The organism is Nitrospira sp. BLG_1 (assembly GCF_047338595.1).
In the GTDB taxonomy this organism is placed as follows: Bacteria; Nitrospirota; Nitrospiria; order Nitrospirales; family Nitrospiraceae; genus Nitrospira_D.
Genome location: NZ_JBLFBO010000024.1, coordinates 14,821 through 38,781, shown reverse-complemented (window position 1 = coordinate 38,781; position 23,961 = coordinate 14,821). Strand labels below are relative to the sequence as shown.

The 23,961-nt window shown below is 54.9% G+C and carries 27 protein-coding genes and 1 tRNA gene; 23 read left to right on the top strand and 5 right to left on the bottom strand.

Annotation, left to right across the window (positions count from 1 at the left end):
• Positions 1–3: 3 nt before the first annotated feature.
• The 7 genes from rsfS to ACMTNU_RS14910 all read left to right on the top strand — a co-directional run bounded on the left by rsfS (position 4) and on the right by ACMTNU_RS14910 (position 5,178).
• Complete coding sequence (gene rsfS, locus ACMTNU_RS14940; RefSeq protein ID WP_413936073.1) at positions 4–366, top strand: ribosome silencing factor; 363 nt, start codon at positions 4–6, stop codon at positions 364–366.
• Between the two features lie 15 nt (positions 367–381).
• On the top strand, positions 382–1,782 hold the full coding sequence (locus ACMTNU_RS14935) for a tetratricopeptide repeat protein (protein ID WP_413936072.1): 1,401 nt from the start codon (positions 382–384) through the stop codon (positions 1,780–1,782).
• A gap of 151 nt (positions 1,783–1,933) precedes the next feature.
• On the top strand, positions 1,934–2,956 hold the full coding sequence (bioB, locus tag ACMTNU_RS14930) for a biotin synthase BioB (RefSeq protein WP_413936071.1): 1,023 nt from the start codon (positions 1,934–1,936) through the stop codon (positions 2,954–2,956).
• A gap of 8 nt (positions 2,957–2,964) precedes the next feature.
• Positions 2,965–3,495: a zeta toxin family protein gene (locus ACMTNU_RS14925; RefSeq protein ID WP_413936070.1), complete on the top strand. Its 531-nt coding sequence runs from the start codon at positions 2,965–2,967 to the stop codon at positions 3,493–3,495.
• Positions 3,492–3,650, top strand: coding sequence for a hypothetical protein (locus ACMTNU_RS14920; protein ID WP_413936069.1), 159 nt, complete (start codon positions 3,492–3,494; stop codon positions 3,648–3,650). Before ACMTNU_RS14925 ends, ACMTNU_RS14920 begins: the two co-directional genes overlap by 4 nt.
• A gap of 1,073 nt (positions 3,651–4,723) precedes the next feature.
• Positions 4,724–4,930, top strand: a complete 207-nt coding sequence (locus ACMTNU_RS14915) for a 2-oxoisovalerate dehydrogenase (protein WP_413936068.1) — start codon at positions 4,724–4,726, stop codon at positions 4,928–4,930.
• Complete coding sequence (locus ACMTNU_RS14910; protein WP_413936067.1) at positions 4,927–5,178, top strand: type II toxin-antitoxin system HicA family toxin; 252 nt, start codon at positions 4,927–4,929, stop codon at positions 5,176–5,178. The genes ACMTNU_RS14915 and ACMTNU_RS14910 overlap by 4 nt, the downstream gene beginning before the upstream one ends.
• Positions 5,179–5,248: 70 nt before the next feature.
• Here the strand turns inward: ACMTNU_RS14910 and ACMTNU_RS14905 are convergent, their stop codons facing one another.
• Positions 5,249–6,994 carry a tetratricopeptide repeat protein gene (locus ACMTNU_RS14905; RefSeq protein WP_413936066.1) on the bottom strand — a complete coding sequence of 582 codons (1,746 nt, stop codon included), beginning with the start codon at positions 6,992–6,994 and terminating at the stop codon, positions 5,249–5,251.
• A gap of 194 nt (positions 6,995–7,188) precedes the next feature.
• Between ACMTNU_RS14905 and galE the strand changes: the two genes are divergently transcribed.
• The 3 genes from galE (at position 7,189) to ACMTNU_RS14890 (ending at position 9,342) form a co-directional block, all read left to right on the top strand.
• Entirely contained in the window at positions 7,189–8,223 is a 1,035-nt protein-coding gene (galE, locus tag ACMTNU_RS14900; protein ID WP_413936065.1) for a UDP-glucose 4-epimerase GalE, read from the top strand.
• 63 nt (positions 8,224–8,286) lie between these two features.
• On the top strand, positions 8,287–8,751 hold the full coding sequence (gene trmL, locus ACMTNU_RS14895) for a tRNA (uridine(34)/cytosine(34)/5-carboxymethylaminomethyluridine(34)-2'-O)-methyltransferase TrmL (RefSeq protein ID WP_413936064.1): 465 nt from the start codon (positions 8,287–8,289) through the stop codon (positions 8,749–8,751).
• A gap of 21 nt (positions 8,752–8,772) precedes the next feature.
• A complete protein-coding gene (locus ACMTNU_RS14890; protein WP_413936063.1) occupies positions 8,773–9,342 on the top strand; it encodes a metal-dependent hydrolase in 570 nt (189 codons plus the stop codon).
• 51 nt (positions 9,343–9,393) lie between these two features.
• On the opposite strand, the gene ACMTNU_RS14885 is transcribed toward ACMTNU_RS14890, so the two are convergent.
• Genes ACMTNU_RS14885 through ACMTNU_RS14875 form a run of 3 tightly spaced genes read right to left on the bottom strand, consistent with a single transcriptional unit; the run spans position 9,394 to position 11,928 of the window.
• Entirely contained in the window at positions 9,394–10,164 is a 771-nt protein-coding gene (locus ACMTNU_RS14885) for an ABC transporter permease (protein WP_413936062.1), read from the bottom strand.
• Positions 10,161–10,964, bottom strand: a complete 804-nt coding sequence (locus ACMTNU_RS14880) for an ABC transporter ATP-binding protein (RefSeq protein WP_413936061.1) — start codon at positions 10,962–10,964, stop codon at positions 10,161–10,163. Before ACMTNU_RS14880 ends, ACMTNU_RS14885 begins: the two co-directional genes overlap by 4 nt.
• A gap of 1 nt (position 10,965) precedes the next feature.
• Positions 10,966–11,928 (bottom strand): ABC transporter substrate-binding protein, encoded by a 963-nt coding sequence (locus tag ACMTNU_RS14875; protein WP_413936060.1) that lies wholly within the window; start codon positions 11,926–11,928, stop codon positions 10,966–10,968.
• A 190-nt stretch (positions 11,929–12,118) separates the two neighbouring features.
• On the opposite strand from ACMTNU_RS14875, the gene ACMTNU_RS14870 reads away from it, so the two are divergent.
• The 12 genes from ACMTNU_RS14870 (at position 12,119) to ACMTNU_RS14815 (ending at position 22,306) form a co-directional block, all read left to right on the top strand.
• The gene (locus ACMTNU_RS14870) at positions 12,119–13,297 is read left to right on the top strand and encodes a substrate-binding domain-containing protein (RefSeq protein ID WP_413936059.1); all 1,179 of its coding nucleotides are present in this window, start codon (positions 12,119–12,121) and stop codon (positions 13,295–13,297) included.
• A gap of 76 nt (positions 13,298–13,373) precedes the next feature.
• The gene (locus ACMTNU_RS14865; RefSeq protein ID WP_413936058.1) at positions 13,374–14,918 is read left to right on the top strand and encodes an alginate export family protein; all 1,545 of its coding nucleotides are present in this window, start codon (positions 13,374–13,376) and stop codon (positions 14,916–14,918) included.
• A gap of 12 nt (positions 14,919–14,930) precedes the next feature.
• Positions 14,931–15,686, top strand: coding sequence for a molybdate ABC transporter substrate-binding protein (gene modA / locus ACMTNU_RS14860; protein ID WP_413936057.1), 756 nt, complete (start codon positions 14,931–14,933; stop codon positions 15,684–15,686).
• 9 nt (positions 15,687–15,695) lie between these two features.
• Positions 15,696–16,367, top strand: coding sequence for a molybdate ABC transporter permease subunit (modB, locus tag ACMTNU_RS14855; protein ID WP_413936056.1), 672 nt, complete (start codon positions 15,696–15,698; stop codon positions 16,365–16,367).
• On the top strand, positions 16,364–17,455 hold the full coding sequence (gene modC, locus ACMTNU_RS14850; protein ID WP_413936054.1) for a molybdenum ABC transporter ATP-binding protein: 1,092 nt from the start codon (positions 16,364–16,366) through the stop codon (positions 17,453–17,455). Before modB ends, modC begins: the two co-directional genes overlap by 4 nt.
• A gap of 255 nt (positions 17,456–17,710) precedes the next feature.
• Positions 17,711–18,256, top strand: a complete 546-nt coding sequence (lexA, locus tag ACMTNU_RS14845; protein ID WP_413936052.1) for a transcriptional repressor LexA — start codon at positions 17,711–17,713, stop codon at positions 18,254–18,256.
• A 17-nt stretch (positions 18,257–18,273) separates the two neighbouring features.
• The gene (locus ACMTNU_RS14840) at positions 18,274–18,516 is read left to right on the top strand and encodes a hypothetical protein (RefSeq protein WP_413936051.1); all 243 of its coding nucleotides are present in this window, start codon (positions 18,274–18,276) and stop codon (positions 18,514–18,516) included.
• A gap of 232 nt (positions 18,517–18,748) precedes the next feature.
• A tRNA-Arg gene (locus ACMTNU_RS14835) sits at positions 18,749–18,825 on the top strand.
• Between the two features lie 190 nt (positions 18,826–19,015).
• Positions 19,016–19,471, top strand: coding sequence for an energy transducer TonB (locus tag ACMTNU_RS14830; protein ID WP_413936050.1), 456 nt, complete (start codon positions 19,016–19,018; stop codon positions 19,469–19,471).
• 345 nt (positions 19,472–19,816) lie between these two features.
• The gene (locus ACMTNU_RS14825) at positions 19,817–20,338 is read left to right on the top strand and encodes a DUF4184 family protein (protein WP_413936049.1); all 522 of its coding nucleotides are present in this window, start codon (positions 19,817–19,819) and stop codon (positions 20,336–20,338) included.
• A 436-nt stretch (positions 20,339–20,774) separates the two neighbouring features.
• Entirely contained in the window at positions 20,775–21,650 is an 876-nt protein-coding gene (lepB, locus tag ACMTNU_RS14820; RefSeq protein WP_413936048.1) for a signal peptidase I, read from the top strand.
• Between the two features lie 488 nt (positions 21,651–22,138).
• Entirely contained in the window at positions 22,139–22,306 is a 168-nt protein-coding gene (locus tag ACMTNU_RS14815) for a hypothetical protein (RefSeq protein WP_413936047.1), read from the top strand.
• 293 nt (positions 22,307–22,599) lie between these two features.
• Here the strand turns inward: ACMTNU_RS14815 and ACMTNU_RS14810 are convergent, their stop codons facing one another.
• Positions 22,600–22,842, bottom strand: coding sequence for a hypothetical protein (locus ACMTNU_RS14810; RefSeq protein WP_413936046.1), 243 nt, complete (start codon positions 22,840–22,842; stop codon positions 22,600–22,602).
• 568 nt (positions 22,843–23,410) lie between these two features.
• Here ACMTNU_RS14810 and ACMTNU_RS14805 point away from each other — a divergent pair.
• Positions 23,411–23,908 (top strand): hypothetical protein, encoded by a 498-nt coding sequence (locus tag ACMTNU_RS14805; protein ID WP_413936045.1) that lies wholly within the window; start codon positions 23,411–23,413, stop codon positions 23,906–23,908.
• Positions 23,909–23,961 lie beyond the last annotated feature (53 nt).

The following is a 23,961-nucleotide window of genomic DNA, read 5'->3' as shown; positions in this document are numbered from 1 at the left end:
GCGATGCTCGACAAGAAGGCCCTTGATGTTCAAGTCCTCCATGTCGCCCCGCTGACTTCAATCGCTGACTACCTGGTCCTGGGTTCTGCCGAATCCGATCGGCAGACGCGTGCAGTTGCTGATTCGATCGTCGACGCGCTGTCTCGTGTGAACCAACGGCCTCTGAGTCTTGAAGGAACAGCCTCAGGCCAGTGGGTCCTCATCGATTTTGGCGATGTAGTTGCCCATGTGTTTCGACAAGATGCCCGATCGCATTATGCACTTGAGCGTCTGTGGAGTGACGCACGGCTCATTCCCATCCCAGACAAAGACGCGGCACCGACTCCAGGGGCAAAAGAACGGCTGACCAGAAAAACACGTTCGTAGAAGATGGTTTAAGCGATGTTTAAACTGCTGATCACCATTTTTCTCATCAGTGCCGGCGTGTTTGTCTATAGCTACTTCCGCGAGCTGAACCCGGGTACCGTCGTCATCCACACCAGTCCCGGCGTGGAGTTCGATCTCAGCCCGGTCACGCTGGTCTTGATCTCGATGGCCGGCGGAGCCGTCCTCGCGACATTCGTCGTCGGTTTGCAACAGACAGCCCACCTGATCCTCAATTGGCGTAGCCAACGTCTCGTACGCCGCAAAGAAAAGGTCGATACGCTTCACCGAGATGGAACCCATGCGTTCATGTCGAAACGCACGTCGGAAGCCATTACGCTGTTGGAAAAAGCGCTCGCGATCGACCCGACACGAGTCGATTCACTGCTCTGGCTGGGGAATATCTATCGTTCGGAACAGAACTTTTCCGAGGCCATCCGACTCCATCAACATGCGCAACGGGTGGACGATCGCAACATCGAAGTGCTGCTTGAGCTGGGAAAGGATCTCGAAGGAGCCAAGCGGTATGAAGAAGCGCTGCAGGCCCTGCAGCAAATCCTCAAGATCGAACCTGACAACCTCACGGCCTTGATCCGGAAACGGGACCTCAACATCCGCCTGGAACGATGGAATGAGGCGCTCGAAATCCAGCACCGTCTGCTCAAAGCCAACCTCCCCGCCCCGGAAAAACAGGCCGAGGCCGCTCTGCTGCTGGGGTGTATGTATGAGGTGGGACGCCAGCTGCTCGAACGAGGCCATCCTGATAAAGCCCGACGATACTTCCGCGGCGCCATTAAGAAAGACCGTGCGTTCCTCCCCGCCTACATCGGCATCGGTGAAATTCTGCTTCATGAAGGGAAGACAAAAGATGCCGTTGAGATCCTGAAAAAGGTCTACGCACGCACCCGAAGCATCATCATTCTCCATCGTCTGGAGGAACTGTTCCTGGATCAAGGGGAACCCAGCGAAATCATCAGGGTCTATCAGGATGCATTACAACAAGACCCGCAGAATCCCGTGCTCCAGTTCTATCTGGGGAAACTGTATTACCGGCTCGAAATGGTGGACGAAGCGTTTGACCTCCTCTCAACGATTGAAGGTCCGCAAGATCATCTGTTGGACTACCATAAGATCATGGCCAATCTGTACTTGCGGAAACAACAGTTCGAAGAGGCCATCACGTCACTCAAAAAAGCGCTGAGTTTCAAGAAACGTGTGGTGGTGCCCTATATCTGTACCCAGTGCCAACAAGAATCCGTCGAATGGACAGGTCGGTGCCGCCGCTGTGCCAAGTGGAATACACTCACGGCCCTCCCCTGGATCGAAACCAGTCAGGTTTCCACCACCTCGGAGAAAGAACCGTCCCCCGGCCAGTCAGTCCCCTATCGAGGCATTGCTTCTCCGTTTGAAACCGTGTAGCTTTCCCCCTCGACAGTCGTTCGCTCGTGAAGCGACGCTCGTTTGCAATTTTTCTGTTTCTGGTTTTGTGCAACAGGCCCTTCGCACTGAAGGGACGTGAAACTTAAAACCCGAGACTTCTTGGGCGCATCCGACACGACGAACATCCACCATGAATCTTTCACAAAAGGCGACTCAGATGACCGAGTATGTAGCTCTAGCTGAAAAAGCACTCCATGACGAACCTCTGACCAGAGAAGAATGCCACTCCGTGTTGAATACATCAAACGATGAGCTACTTGCGCTGTTACACGCGGCCTTTCAGGTTCGATCCAAGTACTTCGGTCGGACAGTTCGCCTCCAAATGCTGCAGAACGCCAAGAGCGGGGCCTGTCAGGAAGACTGCCATTACTGTTCACAATCATCGATCTCAACGGCGCCGATTGAACGGTACAGTCTGCTTCCACAGAAACAGATGATGGAAGGTGCCAAACAAGCTGCCGCTTCCAAGGCTCAACGCTATTGCATCGTCATCAGCGGGCGGAGCCCGTTAGATCGAGAGATCGACGAAATCGCCGGAGCGGTCCGTTCCATCAAGCAGGAAGTTCCGATTCAAATCTGCTGTTCGCTCGGCTTGATGAGCGAATCCCAAGCGAAACGGCTCAAGGCCGCAGGTGTTGACCGCGTGAATCACAATTTGAACACCAGCGAAGCCTTTCACGCTTCAATCTGCACGACCCATACCTTTCAAGACCGGCTGGCGACAATCAAGAACGCGCGTGCGGCAGGGCTAGAAATTTGCTCCGGAGGCATCGTTGGCATGGGTGAGTCAGACGAGGACCTGATCGAACTGGCCACGGCCCTGCAAGACGTCAAGCCCGACTCTATTCCCTTGAACATGCTCACCCCAGTCTCCGGCACCCCATTCGAACAGGTCGACAACCTCACACCTCAACGCTGTTTGAAAGTGCTCTGCCTCTTCCGGTTCCTGCATCCTCGCACAGAAATCCGCATCGCCGGTGGCCGCGAACATAACCTTCGATCTCTCCAACCATTGGCTCTCTATCCGGCTGACTCCGTCTTTGTGAACGGCTACTTGACGACGCCTGGGGCACCGGCACCCGAAGTCTGGGGCATGATTGAAGATCTCGGCTTCACGATCGAAGTGGATTATCAGCAATCTGTGGCTAGCTAATCGATAGAGTGAACGACCGACCAGCTCGACATCCTCGTTGCATTGTTATCGCCGGACCAAATGGCTCGGGGAAGACCACGTTCGCCAGAGAATTTCTGCTTCGCGAGGTTGGGGTCATCCATTTCGTGAATGCTGACCTTATCGCCGGTGGGCTTTCGCCTCTTCGACCAGAACTGGCCGCACGACAAGCCGGTCGCCTTGTCCTCAAAGAACTCACTCGCTTGGCCAGCGCTCGGAAGCATTTTGCATTCGAAAGCACTCTGAGTGGAAGAACCTACCTGCATCTATTGCAGAGCTGGAAGGCGACTGGGTATATGATCCGAATCGTCTTTCTTTCACTGTCATCATCAAAGCTTGCGCTACAACGCGTCGCTACAAGGGTTGAACAAGGTGGACATAATGTGCCCCGCGTCGATATTATAAGGCGTTTTCATCGGAGTTCTGAAAATTTCCATACCCTCTATCGCCCATTAGCCGACACCTGGTCGGTCTATGAAAACTCAGGCGATACTCCGCGACTGGTGGAGGAAGGTCCATGAGGAACGCAACTAGGAAGAAAGAGACGAAAGCCTTTTCAGAGGCGGTTGGCCGTGCACTTCGCCGAGCGGCGAAAGCAGCTCGCAAAACCGCCAGGATGTATGGGACACCGATCTACGTGTGGGAAAACGGCAAGGTAGTTGCCAGGAAACCCTAAGCTTTCTACCATTACCCTCTTGGCTTTTATCGCAATATGGAAACCCTCGACGCTAGTTTCCCTCAAGACGGTGGCTTTATCAGTCCGAAAGTTGTTAGTCAGTCAAATTGCTCATGACTAACTCCTCCGATCCTTATATCAGGCTCCGTCCTGAAGCCCCACCCAACATAAGCGAGATCTGCAACTGCAAGCCACAGGAACCCATGGTGTTACAGGTACATCTGTCCAGAAACCCACTATCGTGTGCGCTTTGTAACCTTGAGATTCCACCGGAACGCGTGGGTTTCGACCAAGCCCTAGCTGAGACACTGGCTGCGTGGCGGGATTTTTACAACTCCTTTTATTATTTGTGGCTCGACTCTGGTGAGTTTGAAGAGTGGGCGGCAGCTCAATTGCGCGATGTATCGAGTCCAGTCAACATCCGTGGACTTAAGCTAACGCAACAACTGGCTGCCTGGCGCCCCTGCTATCTCTGGTGGTTTCAGGATGAAGCGGCACCTGACTGGACACCCGATACTCACTGCCCTAAATGTTCTCGAGCGCTTGAGCTCAGATTTTCTGGTATGCGGCCGAACGGAGGCTCCCTTAGGATCTGCGAGACATGCCTAATTGCGATAGCCATCTAGCAGGAGATGTAGCTGACCCACAACGATCTGCTCTCAGCTTTTCTCGTGTTTCCCCGTTTGGCAAGATCGTCACCCGCAAGGCATGGCCCACTACCAATCCGCTAGGTATACCCGCACGTTACCCACGCCAACCAAGAGACGCCTGATTAAGAGTTCCGTTGTCGCATCCTTTTGGTCGAGCAGCAGAGCACGTAGCCTTGCTCCACCATCCTGGTCACGAGCTAACCAAGTGCGGTTGTAGGCCAGATGAAACAGGATGATCGGGTCCATCCATGCCGATGACGAACCCCACGGCGATATTCTTGTACCCTCTTCGGTAGTCAACAGCAATGTACTCGACTCAGTAAGAACCTGCTTGGCCAGTAGGCCGCTCGTAATCCAGCAGGGCTGGACAACCTGATGACACGGGGCTACGATGTGCACGATCATCCCTTGTGAGGATTAGTGATGAATGAATTGATCTTCATTGTCGAAGAAGCTCCCGAGGGCGGCTTTGTTGCGCGCGCACTCGGTCAATCAATCTTTACCGAAGCCGACACTCTGACTGAACTGCCTGAGAAGGTCAGGGACGCAGTCCGCTGTCACTTCGAGGAAGGAAAGGGACCAAAAGTCGTTCGCCTCCATCATGTCCGCGAAGAAGTCATCGCAGTATGAGACTACCTCGTGATCTGTCGGGGAACGATCTTGCCCAAGCACTTCGCCAATTCGGTTATTCCATTACTCGCCAGACCGGTAGCCATCTCCGCCTCACCACGCTTCAGAATGGCGAGCACCACATAACAATCCCACAACATTCACCCCTCCGTATGGGAACGCTCTCATCGATCCTTGGCGATGTGGCAACTCATTTCCAAATCAGTCGTGATCAGCTCCTTACCCAACTCTTTGGGTCGGGGAAGTAGTAAGGCGATTGATACCAACCTGATTGCACAAATCCAAGGTTCTTCTCATGAGGCCTGGCTAAACGAGTCATCAAGACCGGCTGGGATCAATGACCCGGAACCGGACTTCATCCACATAAGAATAGGCGGAGGGTTGCTCTCCCGCAAAGAGACCACAGCGGTAGAGGCCCAGGGACCAGCCGGTTTTCGGAGGCGTGAGGAGAAAGTAGCCGGAGCGATCATTTGAGGTCGTCATGACACGATCCTGAATCACAACCTGTGATTCATCGGTCATGTCCGGCGTTTCGACTGAACAACGTGCGGTCAGCGCCACGGCATCGAATGAATCGGATACCAGCCGAAATACCAAGTGGATTTCTGGTTGAGTAGTAGAAAATGTGTCGCCTGGGTTCAACGGGATGAACTCGTGAGCCCCGGTTGGGAAATCATCACGCACGACTTTGGTCGCCGGAATCACGAACCGAAACCAGCTGAAATCGGCGTCCCGCCCGACAATCGCCACTCCCGTCTCCAACGTTTTCTGGGATTTGATTTTTTCAATAGCCTTCGCATAGAGAGCCTCTTCCGAAAGCCCAGCTGCCTGGGTTCCTGAGTCCTTCACCCTCTTGTCCTCTTCCTCCTTCAACTTTACCAGCTCAGGAACATGAGGCTTCACCTTGTCCAACCACCGAGCGATTTTGTCCTTCGCCAGCACGCGAGTGCCGGCTGGAAACGGGACATCTTTATTCACCTGTTCAAACTCCACGGCTGCGTCATACAGCAGTTGAAAATGGATGAAGGCATCGTCCCACCGTTGCAACTTCACGTAGCACTGTCCCATCCGGTACGTCGTATCGGCGAAATCCTCCTCGCTTGGATTGAGATTCGAAATATTGCCGAATACGGCGATGGCCTCTTCGCAGCGGTCTAGCTGCATCAACGTCAGGCCCAACTGATGGGTGGCAATGGGATCCCCGGGGTTGAGTGCCAGGAGCTTCTGATATATTGGCTCGGCTTCCTGATACCGACCAGCCTCAAACAAGTTCCAGGCATCCGATCGAATTACGGCCCATTCCTTCAGTTGAGTCGCGGTAGCCGCAGGCGTCAACGTGGGACTGAATCGTCGCCCTCGCTCCATCGACTCATACAGTTGTGCGAGTTGATTCTTGGCCGGCACCTCAAGAGGAGAACCAGGCGGAGCATGTTCCAGCACATACTGAAGATCGGCATCCGCACCTTGATAATCCAGCACATCGAAGCGGGCACGAGCCAAAGCAAGGCGCCAGCCCAGGAACTCCGGCTTTAGTTCCACCGCCCGTTTATAGGATTCCAGCGATTCCTCCAAGCGATCGATCTTGCGGAGCTCCTGCGCCAGCCGCCAGTGGGCCAGTGGATTCTTGGCATCAACCTGGGCGATGGAACGAAGCTCAGCAATCGCCTCCGCTTCCTGTCCCCACCGAACCAACACCGCCCACTTCGCCCAGCGGACGTCCAGCGCAGCAGGATCCGCCGCAAGGACTTGATCGTAGGCTTGAATCGCTTCCTTGGGGTCGCGAAACGTCGAGAGCATATCACCGCGCAATTGATGGAGAGCGAGCGCTTGTGGATGGTCATAAATTCCTTGGTCGAGCAAGTCAAGTGCGGACGCCACTGCCCCATTCTCCCAGGCCGCCTTGGCCTGCTCGAGCACCTGTTCAACCGGCGCCCTTCGTCCATCATCTGCCATGGCGCAGGGAGCAGCTATCACAACGAATACGAGGACTCTCACCACACGAATGACTTCAGCGTAGAGCTGTTGTCGTTTCCAAAATTCTCTCCTAGCAGATACTACGGTCATATGGCCGCTCTGTACTCCTCTGATTTTTGGAATCACTATACCAAGAAGCAGAACAAATATATCAGGCGAGGCTTTCATCATACTGCCCACGATGAATCGCCTCGTTGTTTCATTCCATTTCTTGACCTCCCTTCATGATCTCGTTAGTCTAGCGCAAGCCAAATCCTCGACGATAATTCCACTGGAGATACGCCGTGATTTTAGTGACAGGCGGTGCCGGCTATATCGGTTCTCATACCTGCGTCGAACTGCTTCAGGCAGGACAGGACGTGACCGTCTTCGACAATTTCTGCAACAGCCATCCTGAATCCCTCGAGCGGGTACAGCGGATTACGGGAAAACAGATTCGCATCATCCGCGGCGACATCCGCGATCAAGCGGCATTGGTGACAGCCCTCCGGGAAAGCGGTGCCCACGCGGTGATTCATTTTGCCGGACTCAAAGCCGTCGGCGAGTCGGTTCAGCAGCCGCTGTCCTATTACGACAATAACGTGGTCGGGTCTTTACGTCTGTTGGAGGCGATGGGGAGCTGTGGGGTCAAGACATTGGTGTTCAGTTCTTCCGCCACGGTATACGGCAATCCGCAACAGCTGCCGTTGACAGAAGACCATCCGCTGTCAGCAACCAATCCCTACGGGCAAACGAAACTGACGGTAGAGCATATCCTGCGTGATGTGCAACGCGGCGACACCTCATGGCGTATCGGGATTCTCCGATACTTCAATCCGGTCGGCGCACACAAGAGTGGCCTCATCGGTGAGGATCCGCAAGGCCCTCCGAATAACCTCATGCCGTTCGTGGCGCAGGTGGCAGTCGGCCGCCGCCCACACCTGAATGTATTCGGGAACGACTACCCCACGAAAGACGGGACCGGCGTGCGAGATTACATCCACGTTGTGGACCTCGCTATCGGACACCTCAGGGCACTGGAAGCCCTTGAGCGGGCGACGCACCAGACGGACTGCCTCACGGTCAACCTTGGAACCGGAACCGGGTACAGTGTGCTGGAAATAGTGCAGGCCTTCGAGCAAGCCAGCGGCAAGCCGGTGCCGTACAAGCTCGCGCCTCGCCGACCCGGTGATGTCTCAGCCTGTTACGCCGATCCCAACCAGGCGGCTTCCCTGCTCGGCTGGCAAGCAAAGCGAAGTCTCGCTGACATGTGCGCCGATACGTGGAAGTGGCAGAGCCTCAATCCGCTCGGGTACAGTCCCGCCTGCCCAGCAAACTAAGCAATGCCTGTGTCGCCCCGATCGTCGTGCCGAGCGTGGGCACCGTGCTACACTATCTCCGCAATGTTCGATGTCATCCTCTATCAACCGGAAATTCCACCGAACACCGGCAATATCATACGCCTGTGCGCCAATACCGGCGTCCGGCTTCATCTCGTGAAGCCGATTGGTTTTTCCATGGATGATAAACAACTCGTGCGGGCCGGGCTGGACTATCATGAGTTTGCCACGATCAGCACCTACAACGACTGGGCTGAATGTGCGGAGTGCTTCAAGGATCGCCGCCTGTTCGCGGTCTCCACAAGGGGAACCAGGCGCTATGACCAGGTCGACTACACCAAAGACAACGTGTTTCTGTTCGGTCCGGAAACACGCGGGCTCCCATCCACACTCCTTGAATCATTTCCCGTGGAACGACGCATCCGTGTCCCGATGCGCCCAGAGAGTCGTAGCCTCAATCTTTCGAACGCAGTCGCGGTCATTGTCTACGAGGCATGGCGACAGCTAGGCTTTGAGAACGGCCAATGACGTTCCGTCTATAAGCAGAAGATGGCTTCAGCCTTCTCTCACGCATTCGTCGCCCTCGCACTCGGCAAAGCCATACCACATCGGGCGATGAAGCGGCCCCTCCTCTTGACCGGTGCAATCTGTTCGATTGCGCCGGATCTCGACGTGATCGGATTTGCTTTCGGCATTCAGTACGGGGACCTCTGGGGTCATCGCGGCATGACCCATTCGCTCTTCTTTGCCGGCCTACTTAGCGCCGTGCTTGTGGCTCTTGGCTATCGGCAGGAGTCATCGGCAACAAAAGCAGGAATCGGGCTGTATCTCTTTCTCTGCACCGCATCACATGGCGTCCTCGACGCGCTGACGGACGGAGGGCTTGGCATCGCCTTCTTCTCTCCATTTGATCCCACTCGCTATTTCTTCCCATTTCGACCAGTCGCAGTCTCGCCGATCGGCATCGGCAACTTCTTCAGTACCGATGGGCTGCGTATTCTCGCCAGCGAAATTCAGTGGATCTGGCTTCCGACTCTTGGGATGCTGATGATTCGTCGCATGCTTCAACACCTCTGGTCGACCGCGCCAAGGGCGAATAGTCCTACACGAGACCAGTAGCCTGACAGGCAGACCAGGGCGAAAACTCGTTGGTCCGTTCTGGAAGGACAACTACCCACGCGCAGTTCCCCATCGGCGATGCAGAAACCGTTCAACCGGCGCGAAGAGCGTTTTGTCCACTGCGAGGCCGATCATGACGATAACCAGCATGACCCCGATCACCTGATCCATCGCACTCAACTCTCGTCCGTAATGGAGCAGGTGCCCGAGACCGAATCCCGTCAGAATCGTCACGTAGATTTCCGCCGCCATCAATGATCGCCAGGCAAAGGCCCAGCCCTGCTTCATGCCGCTCAAGAGAAAAGGAAGAGCCGCCGGGAGAATCACGTGAGTCCAGGTATGGAAGCCTGACGATCCCATACTGCGGGCTGCGCGGCTGTAGATTGGGGGAATCGTCCGCACACCGGTATCCGTCGCAATGATCAGCGACCACAAGGTTCCCATCACCACGACAAACAGCATGGCAGATTCCGTTTGCCCGAACCAAAGCAGCGCCAGGGGAACCCAGCAGACACTCGGAAGCGTTTGAAGGCCCAGGGCAAGCACGCCGATCGTATCTTGAGACCATCTGAAGGACGCAGTCAGGAGCCCTAATGGAAGGCCGATGAGAATGCCCAGCCCATATCCGATGAGAAGGCGCTGCACCGTCACGAGTGTGGCCTCCCACAGAGTGCCATCTTCAAGAGCGGACCAGAGGTAGATGAAGACATTGGACGGAGACGGCAGGAGCAGCGGTGACCAGATCTGGGCGTTGACGGCGAGCTGCCAGAGACCGATCAAACAAGCAAAAAAGAGCGACGCGATGGCCCAACGAGCAATCATCCGGCAACCTCATTTTGAACGTAGCCCTTCAGCACACGGGTGATTTCCGTGGAGTACCGAGCAAGGTCCACGCTGTTGATATCACGCGGGCGAGGGAGCGGAATGGAGAATTCTTCTCTGATTCGCCCGGGATTGGGTGAAAACAGGATGACTCGATCGCCCAGACAAACGGCTTCACGCACGTTATGTGTCACGAAGACAATCGTCTTCCGGTGTTGGCTCCAGATGCGCTGGATATCACCATAGAGCTGTTCCCTCGTCAGTGCGTCCAGCGCGCCAAACGGCTCATCCATCAACAGCACACTGGGATTCGGCGCCAGCGATCGAGCGAGCGCCACACGCTGCCTCATACCACCTGAGAGCTCATGCACGTTGGAATGCATGAAGCGCTTCAGACCCACGAGTTCCAAAAAGTATTCGGCCTTTTCCCGACGCTCCGACGCACTGAGCCCTTTGACGAGTTTCAGACCGAACAGGACATTTCCCAGCACCGTGAGCCAGGGAAACAGCGCCGCCTCCTGAAACATCATCAATCGATGTGGTCCAGGCCCGCTGATCGTCTGGCCATCGGCTTGCACAGTCCCACGATCCGCCCGGTCGAGGCCCGCGATCAGGTTCAACAAGGTCGATTTGCCGCACCCGCTCGGACCGACTAGACAGACGAACTCTCCTTCGGCAATGCGAAGGGTCACATCGTCAAGCGCCTGAACATGCAGTGAGCTGGTCCGAAACCACTTCGATACATGTTCCAGCACCAGCTTCGTTGGAACAGTATCCGTAGCAGAAACCTGACTCTCCATCTCACGGAAGCCTTTCGATGAGTCGCGCCAAATCCGGCGTTGTGCGCATGAACCCCGCACGCTGCGCGTTGCTCACGAACTGCTGAAACTCCTCGATCGACACGTCCGGGCGCAACATGATCCGTTTCCATGCCTGAGCAATCAACTCCGCTGAAACTTTGGCTTGTGTTTCTACCGACAACTCTTCCAGAACCATCTTCTTCGCCTCCTCGGGATGCGCGAGGATCCAGTCCGTGAGTTCACGGTGAGCCTGGACAAACTTTTTCGTCAATTCAGACTTCCCCTTCACGAATTTCACCCCTGACACAAGCACCGTGACGCTGTCCTTCGATTGTTCGAGCAGTACCTTGCCTCCGGCTTCCCGTTCAAGACGGGACACCCAGGGCTCGACTGTCCAAACCGCATCAAGCTTTCGCTGTTGGAACAACGAGATTTGATCAGGATTCGGCGTTGGGACGATGAAGGCCTCCCCGCCGGTTTGGGTGATCTTCAATCCACCGTTGGCCAGCCAGGCGCGGCAGGCAATATCCTGGGTATTACCGAGCTGTGGAGTCGCGATAGTTTTCCCACGGAAATCTGTCGGCTGTTTGAGTTGGGAATCCGCCTGGACCACCAACGCCGCACCTCCTGCCGCAGCACCGGCAAGGAGTCGAATCTCCTCTCCATTCGATTTCGCGTAGGCGTTCAATGCGGGATTCGGCCCCACATAGGTCAGATCAACCGAACCAGCCAGGATCGCCTCAATGGCACTCGGGCCGGCATTGTAGACATACCACTCAACCTTCACGTCTTTCCCCAGCCGCTCCTCGAACCATCCATGCCCTGTTCGTGAGAGATGATGCGCAACCAGACCTTGCACATGGGTCACGTTCGGGAAATGGCCGACACGAATGGTCTCTGCCATGGCTGAGGGAACGACAACCCAAAACAGAATGAACCCTATAAGAAATGTACGTGCACGCATTGTGATTAGACCCCCGTATCTTCTTCAACAGATCCAGAATGGAGTGGCAATACTACACTAATTCGATCATGATTGTGTATAATTATTTTGTATCATGTTAAATTATAAAATATTATGTTTTTATATACAGTTATGATTATTAAATATTTTATAATTTGACATGTAGCAATTATTATTGCTATGAGTGACCATGACGTTTCACGAGCAACCACAGGAAACTGCGTCGGCATTTTCCAATCGCCTTAAAGCGATTCGCGCACAACGAGGCCTCTCCCAGGGTGATCTCGCTGCACGAGCAGGCATAACCCGGCAAGCCATCTCAGCTATCGAATCGAATCTCTACCTGCCCACGACGGCTGTTGCCTTGAAACTGGCCTCGGTCTTGGCCTGCCATGTGGAAGACCTCTTCAGCCTTGTCCCAACTGAAGACATCATTGAAGGCACACTGGTCGGCCATCTCCCCTCAACTGAGACGAACAGTCACCCGATCCGCGTCAAAGTCTCCTCCGTTGGAAAGCGGACGATCGTACGGCCCGTCACGGACTTGGGCGAACAACTCTCCTTTGCCGTCCCTGCCGACGGCTATGTCACCGATACACAGGGCAAGCTCTCTGGGAGCACCGTCCGTGTCACACCTTCACGCGATCGAGACGCGATCGAACAAGAGATTTCTGTGGCCGGTTGTGACCCGGCAATTTTCTTGGTCGGCGAACATTTGCGCCGCCACAAAGACCGAACCACTGTCGTCGGCTGGACCATGGGCAGCATGGCGGCTCTCCAATCCCTGCAACGGGGTGAAGTGCATGTGGCCGGCATGCATCTGTTCGATCCGGTGACGAGCGAATCAAATCTTCCGTTTCTCAAACGATCACTGAAAGGATCCGGCTACGAGGTGGTGACCTTTGCAATCTGGGAAGAAGGATTCCTCGTTCGTCGAGGCAATCCGCTGTCCATTCGCACAACCGCCGATCTTGCCGAACCAATAGTGACACTCGTGAACCGCGAAGAGGGCTCTGGAGCAAGACTGCTGCTCGATCAGCGATTACGGACATCCGGAATCGAGCCACAGCAGGTTCGAGGATATGACCGTATCGTATCCTCTCATGTTGAAGTGGCCAGAGCGATTGCGGGGCGTCAGGCTGAAGTGGGAATCGGCATTCGATCCGCCGCCCAACAGTTCAACCTGGATTTTGTCCCGCTCCAGACCGCGCGATATGACCTGGTCGTGCCGAAGTCGTACCTCAAGTCCCATCCGACGCTCACACACCTCTTTGAAACGCTGGCAAGCCGCCCATTCAGGAAAGAAATCGAAGCCCTTGGCGGATACGACACCAGCGAGACCGGAAAAGTCAGAACATGGCACGCCTGAGAACAACGGCCCCACACAGAAGTGAACCGATGGACCCATCATCGTGAATCGTGATGCACACATGAAAGGAACCGTGATGTCGAGCAGAGGGTTGTACTACGGCCTCCTCAGTGCCGCGCTGCTTCTGACAGGAACGAGCTCGGTGCAGGCCGTCGACTATGGCGAACTGGTCCAGAAAAACGGGAAGTGGGAGTTCAAAAATACGGAAGACCCGGTGCTCAAGCTTATGCATGACAAGCACCTGATCACCGACGAAGACTATTTCAACACCACGGATCGCACCGGGACAAATTGGATCGAACCGGCCGATGCGATCCTCAATCAGCGACGAGATATTGAATGGAATCGCTACCTCAAAACTGGGTTGCACTTGCCGGACTGGATCGATCTCGGCCTCGAAAACCGAACCCGATTTGAGTCGGTCGACCACCCGTGGCGAACCAACCAGGTGGTCGGCAATGGTGCGACAGACGCTCAAGTCGCGCTCCGATCTCGGCTGCGCGTCGGCCTGGGAGGCAACGGCCCGTTCCGGTTTCTCTTTGAAGGTCAAGATTCACGGGCGTATCTCAACAACGATCCCGGGGATTTTCGTGACACCACTCACATCGACGAATTCGATATCTTACAGCTGCTCGGCTCAGTGACCGTGAACAATGTCTTGGGGACCGGCTTGCGGACCGACGTCCATTTCGGGCGGATGACGATGGACTTCGGGCGACGCCGGCTGATTGCCAGAAATGATTTTCGGAATACCAGCAATGCATTTGACGGGCTGCATTGGCAAATCGGCCAAGATAAGACCTGGCGGCTCCGAGCCTTCTTCGTGGAACCCGTCATCCGAGATTTCGTGACGCTCGACCGGCAAAACAACAAGTCGCTCTTTTGGGGAACCTATGTGGAGAGCCGACATTTCCCCTGGTTCCAGGCGGATGCGTACTACTTCGGATTGAACGATATCCGGCTGAAGAATGTCGCCACCCACCGGACGTACTCTACGTTCGGAGGCCGTCTGTACAAAGACTCCAAGCCGGGAGAACCGGATTATGAAATCGAGACCACCTGGCAGATCGGAACCAAAGGTGTGACCGACCACTTCGCCTATCTTCAACATGTGGAACTCGGCTATACCTTCAACACGGCGTGGACCCCTCGACTCCTGTTTCAGTTCGACTACGCCAGCGGAGATCACAAGCCCGGCGACAGCCAGGACGACGGGTTTGATACGTTGTTTGGGGCGCGACGATGGGAGTATGGGCCGACCGGCATCTTCCTGCCGTTTTTTAGGACGAATCTCATTTCACCTGGTTGGCGGGTGGTCGTCACACCGGTACCACAGGTCATTCTGCAACTGAAACATCGTGCCTGGTATCTCGCCCAGAGCAAGGATGTCTTCGGCAGTTCCGGCTTACGCGATAGCACCGGGCAATCCGGCTCCTCACTCGGACACGATGTGGAGCTTAGGGCTCAGTATGCAGTCAGCGCCAACCTGGACTTCGATGTCGGCTATGTCCATTGGTTCAAGGGTTCCTACTTCGACAGCCCCGCCATCCTGAATCAAATGCCGGCCGGTGGGAACAAGGACAGCGATTATTTTTATGCGCAGATGCGCGTCCGGATCTAAAGAGGATTGGTCATGAAACCGAAGCTACTGGTATGGTGTCTGTTCGTCATCGCGAGTACAGCGGTGACACCGGCCTTTGCCGACCAGGTCTTGGTCGCGGTTGCGGCTAACTTCATTCCCCCGTTTCGTGAGATCGCAACAGAGTTTGAAAAGGCAACCGGCCATGCGGTCCGGGTTGCCGCCGGCTCCTCTGGAAATTTTTATTCGCAAATCAAAAACGGCGCGCCGTTCGATGTGTTTTTGTCTGCCGATATGGAACGGCCCAAACTCTTGGAAGACGAGGGTCTTGGAGTCAAGGATTCCCGCTTCACCTATGCGATAGGGCGTCTCGTCCTGTGGAGTCCTAATCCCGACCTGATCAAGGGGAAAGAAACGCTTCGATCTAGAAATTACAAACGCCTGGCCCTCGCTAATCCCAAGACCGCTCCCTATGGAGTGGCAGCGATGCAGGTAATGCAGAAGCTGGAGCTGTGGGACAGCCTCCAGCCCCACATTGTCATGGGGGAGAGTCTCGGGCAGACGATGGGGTTCATTGAATCCGGCAATGCTCAATTGGGGTTTATCGCTCTGTCACAGGTGCTGGACCCCAAGATCAAGGGACAAGGCAGTCGCTGGGCTGTCCCCACCAATCTATACCAACCGATCAAACAGGACGTGATCTTGCTGACGAAGGGAAACGATAACGCAGCTGCGAAAGCGCTCATGGAGTTCCTTGGTAGTCCGAAATCGAAAATAATCATCGAACGCTATGGCTATGAGCTGAAGTAGCAGCAGAGGATGGGAATGACAGACCTCGATCTGAGCGCCCTGTGGGTCAGCTTACAACTGGCCACGACAACAGTGATCGTGCTCCTTCTCATCGGCACACCGCTGGCCTGGTGGCTGGCCCATACCCGCTCACGCATCAGACCGATCATTGAGGCGCTGGTTGCACTTCCCATCGTGCTTCCTCCCACTGTCCTCGGATTCTATCTGCTCATCACGCTCGGTCCCTACGGGCCGTTCGGTCGGTTTGCAGATCTGTCTCTCGCGTTCACGTTCACCGGACTCGTGATCGCTTCGGTCTTCTACTCCATGCCATTTGTGATCCAGCCTCTCCAGGGTGCATTCGAAGCCGTCGGGAAAGCCCCCTTAGAAGCAGCCTGGTCGCTTCGCGCCTCAAAACTCGATGCCTTCCTGACCGTTGTCTCTCCGATCGCTCTGCGGGGATATATCAGCGCCATTGTGCTTGGGTTCGCCCATACCATCGGGGAGTTCGGCGTCGTATTGATGGTCGGGGGATCAATCCCGGGACAGACACGAGTCCTTTCCACGACAATCTTTGAGCATGTGGAAGCCATGGAGTATGGCCAGGCCCATACGATCGCGGCCGTCTTGTTGATCTTCTCCTTTCTCGTCTTGCTGGCGGTATACGTCGTGAACCGTCGATTTCCCATCCACGTCTCATGAGTCACTTACGAGCACGATTCGACCTGCCGTTGTCAACGTTCCGTCTGAACGTGAATCTCGATGTGCCGATAGCAGGCATTACCGCCATCTTCGGCTCCTCTGGATCAGGCAAGACCACGTTCTTGAGATGTCTGGCGGGACTCGAACGGGCCCCGCAGGGCTTCATGCAATTCGGCGAAGAGGTGTGGCAGGATGAGAGCCGCGGGCGCTGTCTGCCGCTCTACGAACGCCCGATCGGGTATGTCTTTCAAGAGCCGCGCCTGTTTCCTCATTATGACGTGCGCTCGAATCTTCTGTACGGCTACAAGCGGATCCCTCTCGACACACGCCGAGTTGCTCCGGAACAGGTGATTGCGATCCTGGGAATCGGCCATCTCCTCGATCGCCGCATTCATAAGCTCTCCGGCGGTGAGCAACAGCGGGTGGCGATCGGGCGCGCACTGCTGACCAGTCCCAAACTGCTCCTGTTGGATGAGCCGCTCGCCTCGCTTGATCTTCAGCGGAAGCAAGAGGTCCTTCCCTTTATCCGTCAACTTCATGAGCACTTACGCATCCCGGTGCTCTATGTGAGTCATGGGCTGACGGAAATCCTTCAACTGGCCGACCGTGTCATCCTCATGAAAGAAGGCCACGTCGCCGGCACCGGCCTGCTCAATGAGGTGTTCACCACGTTGGATTTCAGAGCACAGTTGGGACCGCATCGAATCGGCGCCATCTTGAACGCGCGCGTCATACATCATGACCTGCAATACGGACTGACTCAGTTGGACTTCAACAACCACGCGCTGTTTGTCCCGATTCAGTCTGTGCCTGTCGGGCAAACCGTGCGTGTCCATATTTTTTCCAACGATGTCAGTCTGGTCCTCGCGCAAACAGTCGTGCCGACCAGCATCTTGAATATCCTGAAAGCCACCGTCGTAGAAGTCCGGGAAATCGATCAGTCCTCCGTAGACGTCGTCTTGGATATCGGCACCCCGCTCGTGGCCAGCATCACGAGAAAATCGCTGATGTCGTTAGGCTTGAAACCAGGCCAGCTCGTGTTTGCCCATATCAAAACCGTCGCGTTGAACGAAGAGTTCGTGGAATAGCGCCCCTCTCCCCAGTTTCTGTGGATAAGTCTGTGGTTAAGTATCCCCACTGTTGCCGAACACACGCGATGCGCTCAGATCGAGCTTCTTGCCTAGTTTTTAGTCAGCACGACGATCGAGCCGACCCAGCCATATCCTGCCAGGACTCGTTTCCCTAAATGCTTTCGACATGCTGCCTCACCTCAACCATGAAACCCTCCACACATCCGGATCCACTTGACGAGAGTCGCTCGATGTGTTACCAATGGATACATTATGAAACCGCAAGATGTCAGACGCCTTCGAGAAGAATTAGGTCTCACGCAGCAACAACTGGCTGATGCCCTGCACACGACTCGCGTCTCCGTCGCACGGTATGAAGCCGGGATGCGGAAGATTCCCGGCATCGTCTCCGTCGTGCTGAATCAATTGCGACAAAAGACGGAGATTCCCATGGCCGGCCTGGTTGCCGCCGGGACTCCGATTGAACCAGTCTCACAAGCGGAACTGGTCGATGTCCCACCGAGTATGTTCCAGGACGGAAAAACCTTCGCCTTGAAGGTCAAGGGCGAATCGATGAAGGACGAGGGCATTCTCCCCGGCGACTTGGTCATCGTCCGCAAGCAAGACACCGCGAAGAACGGACAAACCGTCGTGGCCTTGGTCAATCAAGAAGCGACGATCAAAGTCTACTATAAGAAAGAGCGTCACATCGAGCTGCGTCCGGCCAATGACACGATGCAGCCGATTATGGTTCACCCATCCGACGAGTTTCAGATCGAAGGGCTTGTTATCGGCGTCATTCGGCATTGCGCTCGTTAGCAGAGAGGAGTGGAATCATGCCAGAACCAACCCCCGTCACGAAGGAGTGGATCCTCCAGTTGGAAAAAACGGTGGCAGCCTTGGATGATCGTGTCAAACACCTCCAAGCGGGATTAGAGACAGCCACGGTCGGTTCACCGGTAAAACGGTTCTGGGTCTTGACGGGTTCCCGACAAACACGGGCGTTTATGTCATCCGTGTGCAATCAACATATTCGCCCGAACACCAAGGTGATGGCGCATGATGGTCGAAGCGCATAAGAGACCGTCGGAGACAGCAGCAGGACCCTGCTCGGATTGCGGCGTCATTGTTGAACAACGGATGGAATCGGTCGACGGGTTTACCCATTCCACCGTCCAACTTTGCCCCGCCTGTTGGAACGCCCACAGACAGCGTCAAGTCTTCGCCGGCGGATGCTGTGGGTAGCAGGACAGTAAGAAGCTATCCCCTCCCCTTCCAATCGTCCCGCCGATGCGTTACAGTTCGCCCTATGCCCCCGTAGCTCAGTTGGATAGAGCAGCGGTTTCCTAAACCGCGGGTCGTACGTTCAATTCGTATCGGGGGCACCAAACCTTTCTTGTTTACGTTCAGGCCGCGACAAACAACCGGGCACCTCACACCTTGTTGTGGGAAGCGGATCCAGCTCCTCATAACAGGCGACACAAGAGACACGATCTGCCACTCGCTTTCTGCTCTACTCCTAGATGGTAAGACGCAAACGTGACTCGGCAAGTACACTCAAGAATGGATTAAGGCACGATGAGCAACGACTGTCAGACAGTTGAAGGACAATGGGGTATCAAATTGGCACTGTTTGCGCTCTGTATCCTGTTAGTGAGCTGCTCGCACAAAGGAACCCGCGTCGGAGCCGAACAAGCACCAGTACAGACTCCTCAGAAGGCGATGGCCGACGGGACAACACCTGGAGCGAAGGCGTATCTAGCGCTTGTGCAACAGCGGATCCGTCATGTCTGGAAGGCCCCGGCGCTGGATTTTACGAACCGGACCTATGCGACGGTCGTCAAGTTTCGGCTTCATAAGAATGGATCGGTCAGCCTGGTAAACATCGAGCAGTCGTCCGGCAATGAGTCCTATGACGCGGCGGGCAAGCAAGCGGTGCTCAATGCCAGCCCATTACCCGCGTTTCCGCCCGATCTCTCGCATGCGTACGTTGATGCCCATATCACGCTGACCGCTCCGTCAGAGAAGGAATGACTATCCGCTCAATGAGTCTTCTTCATAGAGGCCGATGAGTCCTGAATGCCCCAGCGGGAAAGCGTGCCTGGATGGACTGACATTTTAAGAAGACGAAACGTGGTCAAGAAACAGTATCCGACCTCTTTACAGCCAAGAACAGCCCTCCATCGCAGATCGTGAAACAGTTTTCCCGTAAGCCCAACCCAGCTCCACTTGTCCTGTTCGGTGCGCTGTCGCTCTTCGACCATTCACATTTAGAGTGACTTCGTTTGCGGGCACCGATATTCTTCGAAGCAGGAGTCAAACGGATACACAAGTTTTCTCACTGTCCGCTGACCTATCGCACTGCATAGCTAACGATCCATGCCATTTACCCCTTTTCACATGGGTATTGCGTTTATCGTGAAGCCTGTGGCACCGCAGCATCTCAGCCTCATTACGTTCGGCCTCGCACAAATCGCAATGGATATCGAACCTCTCATTGGCATGGTACGACAGTCCGACATTCTTCACGGCCCGTCCCATACCATTATTGGTGCCGTTGTTATCGGCGTGTTCGTCGCACTGGTTTCCTCTCCTATCTGTCGCCTTATTCTTCGTCGGTACAATCACGAGGTCATGGCCTACAATGTTCGTTGGCTTTCTGAACCAACCAGACCGACTTCTCTCGCAATTTGGTCTGGGGCATTGTGTGGCACGCTGAGTCACATTGTTCTTGATAGTTTCATGCACGATGACATGCGGCCCTTCGCACCCTTTTCTGATGCCAATCCCCTCTTACAGATCTTGTCGCACGATGATGTATATCGGCTCTGTTTCATTTTGGGTCTTGTCGGTTGCATGGTATGGCTCATGACGAAATGGTGGAGTCGCCACGCTTTATAACGCTCTCCCTTCTTTCGACTGAGGGAGCTGAATCAATCCAGCCGCGGCTTACGATCCACCCCTTGCCAGCCTAGCCCAATTATACGAATTACCACACTTGAATAATGCGGCATATTCAATGCAGCTCGCGGTGCGATGTTGGTATAACAAAGGGAGCCTACAACGCAATGTGGATTCGATGTGGAGCGCACGTAATTCAGAAATTCTAGATGTAGACACCAAAGTATAGGATAGTAAATTCGGCATGAACGATATCTTGGTGCAGACTATTGATTCCATCGAAAGATACGGCCTCGGTATGGTGAGCTTAAACAGCATCTACTGATTCACAGGCTCAGCTACCAACGTCCATCGTTTGAGTATCGCTCTCGCTAAATTTCTATATCCGTTTACTACCTGCTTACAGGTCCATCATCATTTACGAGCGGAGGGGCGCATGAATGAAACCCGGATCCTGGCGATACGAAAACCTTGGCTGGCTGGCTTAATGAGTGTCCTTCTGCCTGGTTTTGGACAGCTGTATAATGGACAACCCACGAAAGCCCTCCTGCTTGCAATGTTCGCCTTCCTTGTCGGCGGATTACTCGTTTCTGGCCTCATGATCTATACTCCGCTCCATCCACCCTACAACGTGGCATTGCCCATGCTCGTCGCGCTCGCTGTGTTAGTGGCGATTGTTCGAGATGCCATGCGCACGGCACGGCAGCAAGGACATCGCTACGAGCTCACGTCCTCCAACAAGTGGTATGCCTACGTGTCCTTCGCGATACTCTGCGCGTTCGTCCTTCAACCGACTGGCTCAAAGCTGATTCGGTACATGACCCAAGCGTTCAGGATCCCGGCTGGCAGCATGGCGCCTACGTTGTTGATTGGTGATCACGTACTCATTGATAAGTCAATCTCCTGGAACGGGGCGGTCCTTCAGCGAGGAGACATCGTCGTGTTTAAGTTTCCGGAAGACGAAACGAAGGAGTTCATCAAGCGCATCATTGGCCTTCCCGGAAAGACGATCCTGATTCGCAATAAAACAGTCTATGTGAACGACCAACCACTTGACGACGTAAACTATACTCAGCGAATTGATCCCGGAATCATTGATGGTGCTATAAACCCCCGAGACAACTTTGGGCCGGTCACGGTCCCGGGTGAAGCGTACTTCGTCATGGGTGACAACCGGGACCAAAGTCTCGACAGCCGCTTTTGGGGGTATGTTCAGCGTTCCAAGGTCCTGGGCAAGTTGTGGGGAATTTACTGGTCCTGGGATACAGACAATTCCAATATCCGATGGGACCGGGTTGGCCGGACCTGGTAGCGTGTGCTCGGCACGATAAATGGGTTAGCCGGAAGGCTGTGGCCGATGGGACAACATCCGGAGCAAAGGCGTATCTGGCGCTCGTGCAGCAGTGGATCCGGGATGAGTTGCACCTGACTCTTTCCCTCAATACAGTGACCTCTCGAGCATCCGTTCCACACACCTGACAAAGCCATACAGTTCCTCAATAAAAGAGCACGGGAACACCTCACCTCAAACACCGGCCGGAGTACTCGACCCGCCTTCATGCTGGGCTTCAGACTTGAACTCGCATGTGAACCGTCACTAAATACTCCCGACCCTTTTTAACTCACGGTCTGCCAATATCTTGACCAATTACAGTCCTTCCACCGTCAAGTTTGACGCTCTAGCGACATCGGTCAAGATACTTAACTTAGAAATACCTACGTTTCCGATCTCAGCCAATCTGGCGCGGCTCTTGCTTCACATGACTGGCAGCACTGGTTGTAATCACCTAGGAGGGATCGATGGAGTGTCCGAAGTGTAAGGGGACAATGATGTTGGAGCGATTCTCGGATTTCTTTCTCGTCTTCTTTTCATGGAAATGTTTCAACTGCGGAGCCCTTATCGATCGCACCATTTCCAATAATCGCCGAAGGAGTCTGGCGGCCCGTGCGTCCCAGACCGTTGCCTGAGACTTAGGAGTTCCCTCAAGGGGGGTCGGGATTCTTTTTAGAGATAGGGTGCTCCATAGCGTACTCGCCTACCCCCATCCCTATCGGAACAGCCCTTGGCCGCGGGCACCCGAAACGGCTGTGAGGGTTATACCTCTTTCTTTCCGCAACCGGCTTCTGACTGTCCCGATTGTCTCATCCTGGGATGAGGACCCCATACGAGTCACGCTTCCGCCTCGGCGCTCATGCGCAGCGCGACGCGTTCCCGTTCTAGACAGAAGGGACTGGGCTGACGAACGCGCCGCTCGAACTCGTTATGAGAGAATCGCCAGAAAACCGGGACGTCGAAGAGAAGTAAAGAGGATCGACATCTGGCTGGTCTCGCTCCCCGACAGAAGGACGATCTCCTGTCCTGCGCCGAGAGAATGGAAGAGCAAAAATACACTGAGTGCGAAGGCAATGATGGCGGGCCAGACCACCGAGAGAGCACCGATGGCTGCAAAGAGCGTCATCGCCACCAACGTCTGCTGAACGAACAGACTCTTCATTGTGATCATCACGTCCTCCCTCGTCGGCTCTCTCCGGAAGACATACGTACGATTGATTGGTGAGATCGACCTTATCATAACGATCACAACAAACAACGAGAAATCCTGCCGATTTCAGTCCCAAGGTCCACTGCGCCGGAGATCCTGAGCGTGAAGCACTAGGGAAGGAAGGCCGAAAGACCTAGTGAGACCACGTATCGGCCAAAACTCTTCTTCATTTCTCCATCGTCGATGTTGGGAAATCCCGATCAGTCTTGCTGCATCCTTGTCCGAAATAAACTCGCTCGTGCCACCGCTTCATCCGAATGAACGTTCCTTGTGGACACAGCCGGACACGCACCAGTCGCCTTTCATCACCGCGTGCGTAACTCGCCGGCTCACCATCCCTTCCATGGTGCCGCCCTCTTCGAATGCTGCCTCTGTAAGGTTTTCGCGCAAGCCTCGACTACAGCCCAGAGGATCGAATGATCGAGGCCCTCAGGCAACCAGGCGAGAGTGAACCATGATCTCCTGCCCGGTTGCCGCGAACAGACAAGAGTCGCAATAACCACCAGTCCATTACAGGAGGAGATGAATCATGACGAATCACACAGCCAACCCAATCGCGCGAACGATCAACAGAATGCTCACGGTAGCCAGCACCTGTACCATCGTCCTCGCCATGGCCGTCCCCAGCTCTGCCGTTCAACTTCCCGCGACCCTTTCCGGAAAGGCCTCGGACGCCTTGGTCACGCTGGCCACCACAGGAAATCCAGACCCGTTGCATGCAGAATTGGGCGGTACCGTGATTTCTTCGGAAGACTTGCAGAAGAAGGCGAATGCCTCGATGAGATTACAAAAGACGGAACATCTGGCGCCGAAGGCGCTTGTCGCACCGAACGGGGATGTCTACGCGATGGTCGCCCCGACGGTGACCAAGGACAACTTCATCCTGGCCGATAGCCAGGGCAATGTGCTGCGAGTGGATGTCGGCGACTCCGAAGGGCATCGCATGCCGTTCGTGGTGGAAACCATTGTGGAGGATGGCGGAACACCCTGGTACGTCGAGTTCTGGCGTTGGATCACCTTTCAATAACCGTTCAACCGATTCGAGACCGGATGCACCGGCCACGGCAAGGAGTGAATGAC

Coding starts and splice junctions, on each gene's coding strand:
- ACMTNU_RS14825 (WP_413936049.1), top strand. CDS start 19,817: ATGCCATTTACCCCTTTTCACATGGGTATTGCGTTTATCGTGAAGCCT.
- ACMTNU_RS14880 (WP_413936061.1), bottom strand. CDS start 10,964: ATGGAGAGTCAGGTTTCTGCTACGGATACTGTTCCAACGAAGCTGGTG.
- ACMTNU_RS14905 (WP_413936066.1), bottom strand. CDS start 6,994: ATGACCGTAGTATCTGCTAGGAGAGAATTTTGGAAACGACAACAGCTC.
- ACMTNU_RS14810 (WP_413936046.1), bottom strand. CDS start 22,842: ATGATCACAATGAAGAGTCTGTTCGTTCAGCAGACGTTGGTGGCGATG.
- ACMTNU_RS14840 (WP_413936051.1), top strand. CDS start 18,274: ATGCCAGAACCAACCCCCGTCACGAAGGAGTGGATCCTCCAGTTGGAA.
- ACMTNU_RS14935 (WP_413936072.1), top strand. CDS start 382: ATGTTTAAACTGCTGATCACCATTTTTCTCATCAGTGCCGGCGTGTTT.
- ACMTNU_RS14805 (WP_413936045.1), top strand. CDS start 23,411: ATGACGAATCACACAGCCAACCCAATCGCGCGAACGATCAACAGAATG.
- ACMTNU_RS14915 (WP_413936068.1), top strand. CDS start 4,724: ATGAATGAATTGATCTTCATTGTCGAAGAAGCTCCCGAGGGCGGCTTT.
- ACMTNU_RS14830 (WP_413936050.1), top strand. CDS start 19,016: ATGAGCAACGACTGTCAGACAGTTGAAGGACAATGGGGTATCAAATTG.
- trmL (WP_413936064.1), top strand. CDS start 8,287: ATGTTCGATGTCATCCTCTATCAACCGGAAATTCCACCGAACACCGGC.
- ACMTNU_RS14920 (WP_413936069.1), top strand. CDS start 3,492: ATGAGGAACGCAACTAGGAAGAAAGAGACGAAAGCCTTTTCAGAGGCG.
- ACMTNU_RS14875 (WP_413936060.1), bottom strand. CDS start 11,928: ATGCGTGCACGTACATTTCTTATAGGGTTCATTCTGTTTTGGGTTGTC.
- bioB (WP_413936071.1), top strand. CDS start 1,934: ATGAATCTTTCACAAAAGGCGACTCAGATGACCGAGTATGTAGCTCTA.
- modA (WP_413936057.1), top strand. CDS start 14,931: ATGAAACCGAAGCTACTGGTATGGTGTCTGTTCGTCATCGCGAGTACA.
- ACMTNU_RS14815 (WP_413936047.1), top strand. CDS start 22,139: ATGGAGTGTCCGAAGTGTAAGGGGACAATGATGTTGGAGCGATTCTCG.
- modB (WP_413936056.1), top strand. CDS start 15,696: ATGGGAATGACAGACCTCGATCTGAGCGCCCTGTGGGTCAGCTTACAA.
- lepB (WP_413936048.1), top strand. CDS start 20,775: ATGAATGAAACCCGGATCCTGGCGATACGAAAACCTTGGCTGGCTGGC.
- ACMTNU_RS14865 (WP_413936058.1), top strand. CDS start 13,374: ATGTCGAGCAGAGGGTTGTACTACGGCCTCCTCAGTGCCGCGCTGCTT.
- ACMTNU_RS14910 (WP_413936067.1), top strand. CDS start 4,927: ATGAGACTACCTCGTGATCTGTCGGGGAACGATCTTGCCCAAGCACTT.
- modC (WP_413936054.1), top strand. CDS start 16,364: ATGAGTCACTTACGAGCACGATTCGACCTGCCGTTGTCAACGTTCCGT.
- rsfS (WP_413936073.1), top strand. CDS start 4: ATGCTCGACAAGAAGGCCCTTGATGTTCAAGTCCTCCATGTCGCCCCG.
- lexA (WP_413936052.1), top strand. CDS start 17,711: ATGAAACCGCAAGATGTCAGACGCCTTCGAGAAGAATTAGGTCTCACG.
- ACMTNU_RS14885 (WP_413936062.1), bottom strand. CDS start 10,164: ATGATTGCTCGTTGGGCCATCGCGTCGCTCTTTTTTGCTTGTTTGATC.
- ACMTNU_RS14870 (WP_413936059.1), top strand. CDS start 12,119: ATGACGTTTCACGAGCAACCACAGGAAACTGCGTCGGCATTTTCCAAT.
- ACMTNU_RS14890 (WP_413936063.1), top strand. CDS start 8,773: ATGGCTTCAGCCTTCTCTCACGCATTCGTCGCCCTCGCACTCGGCAAA.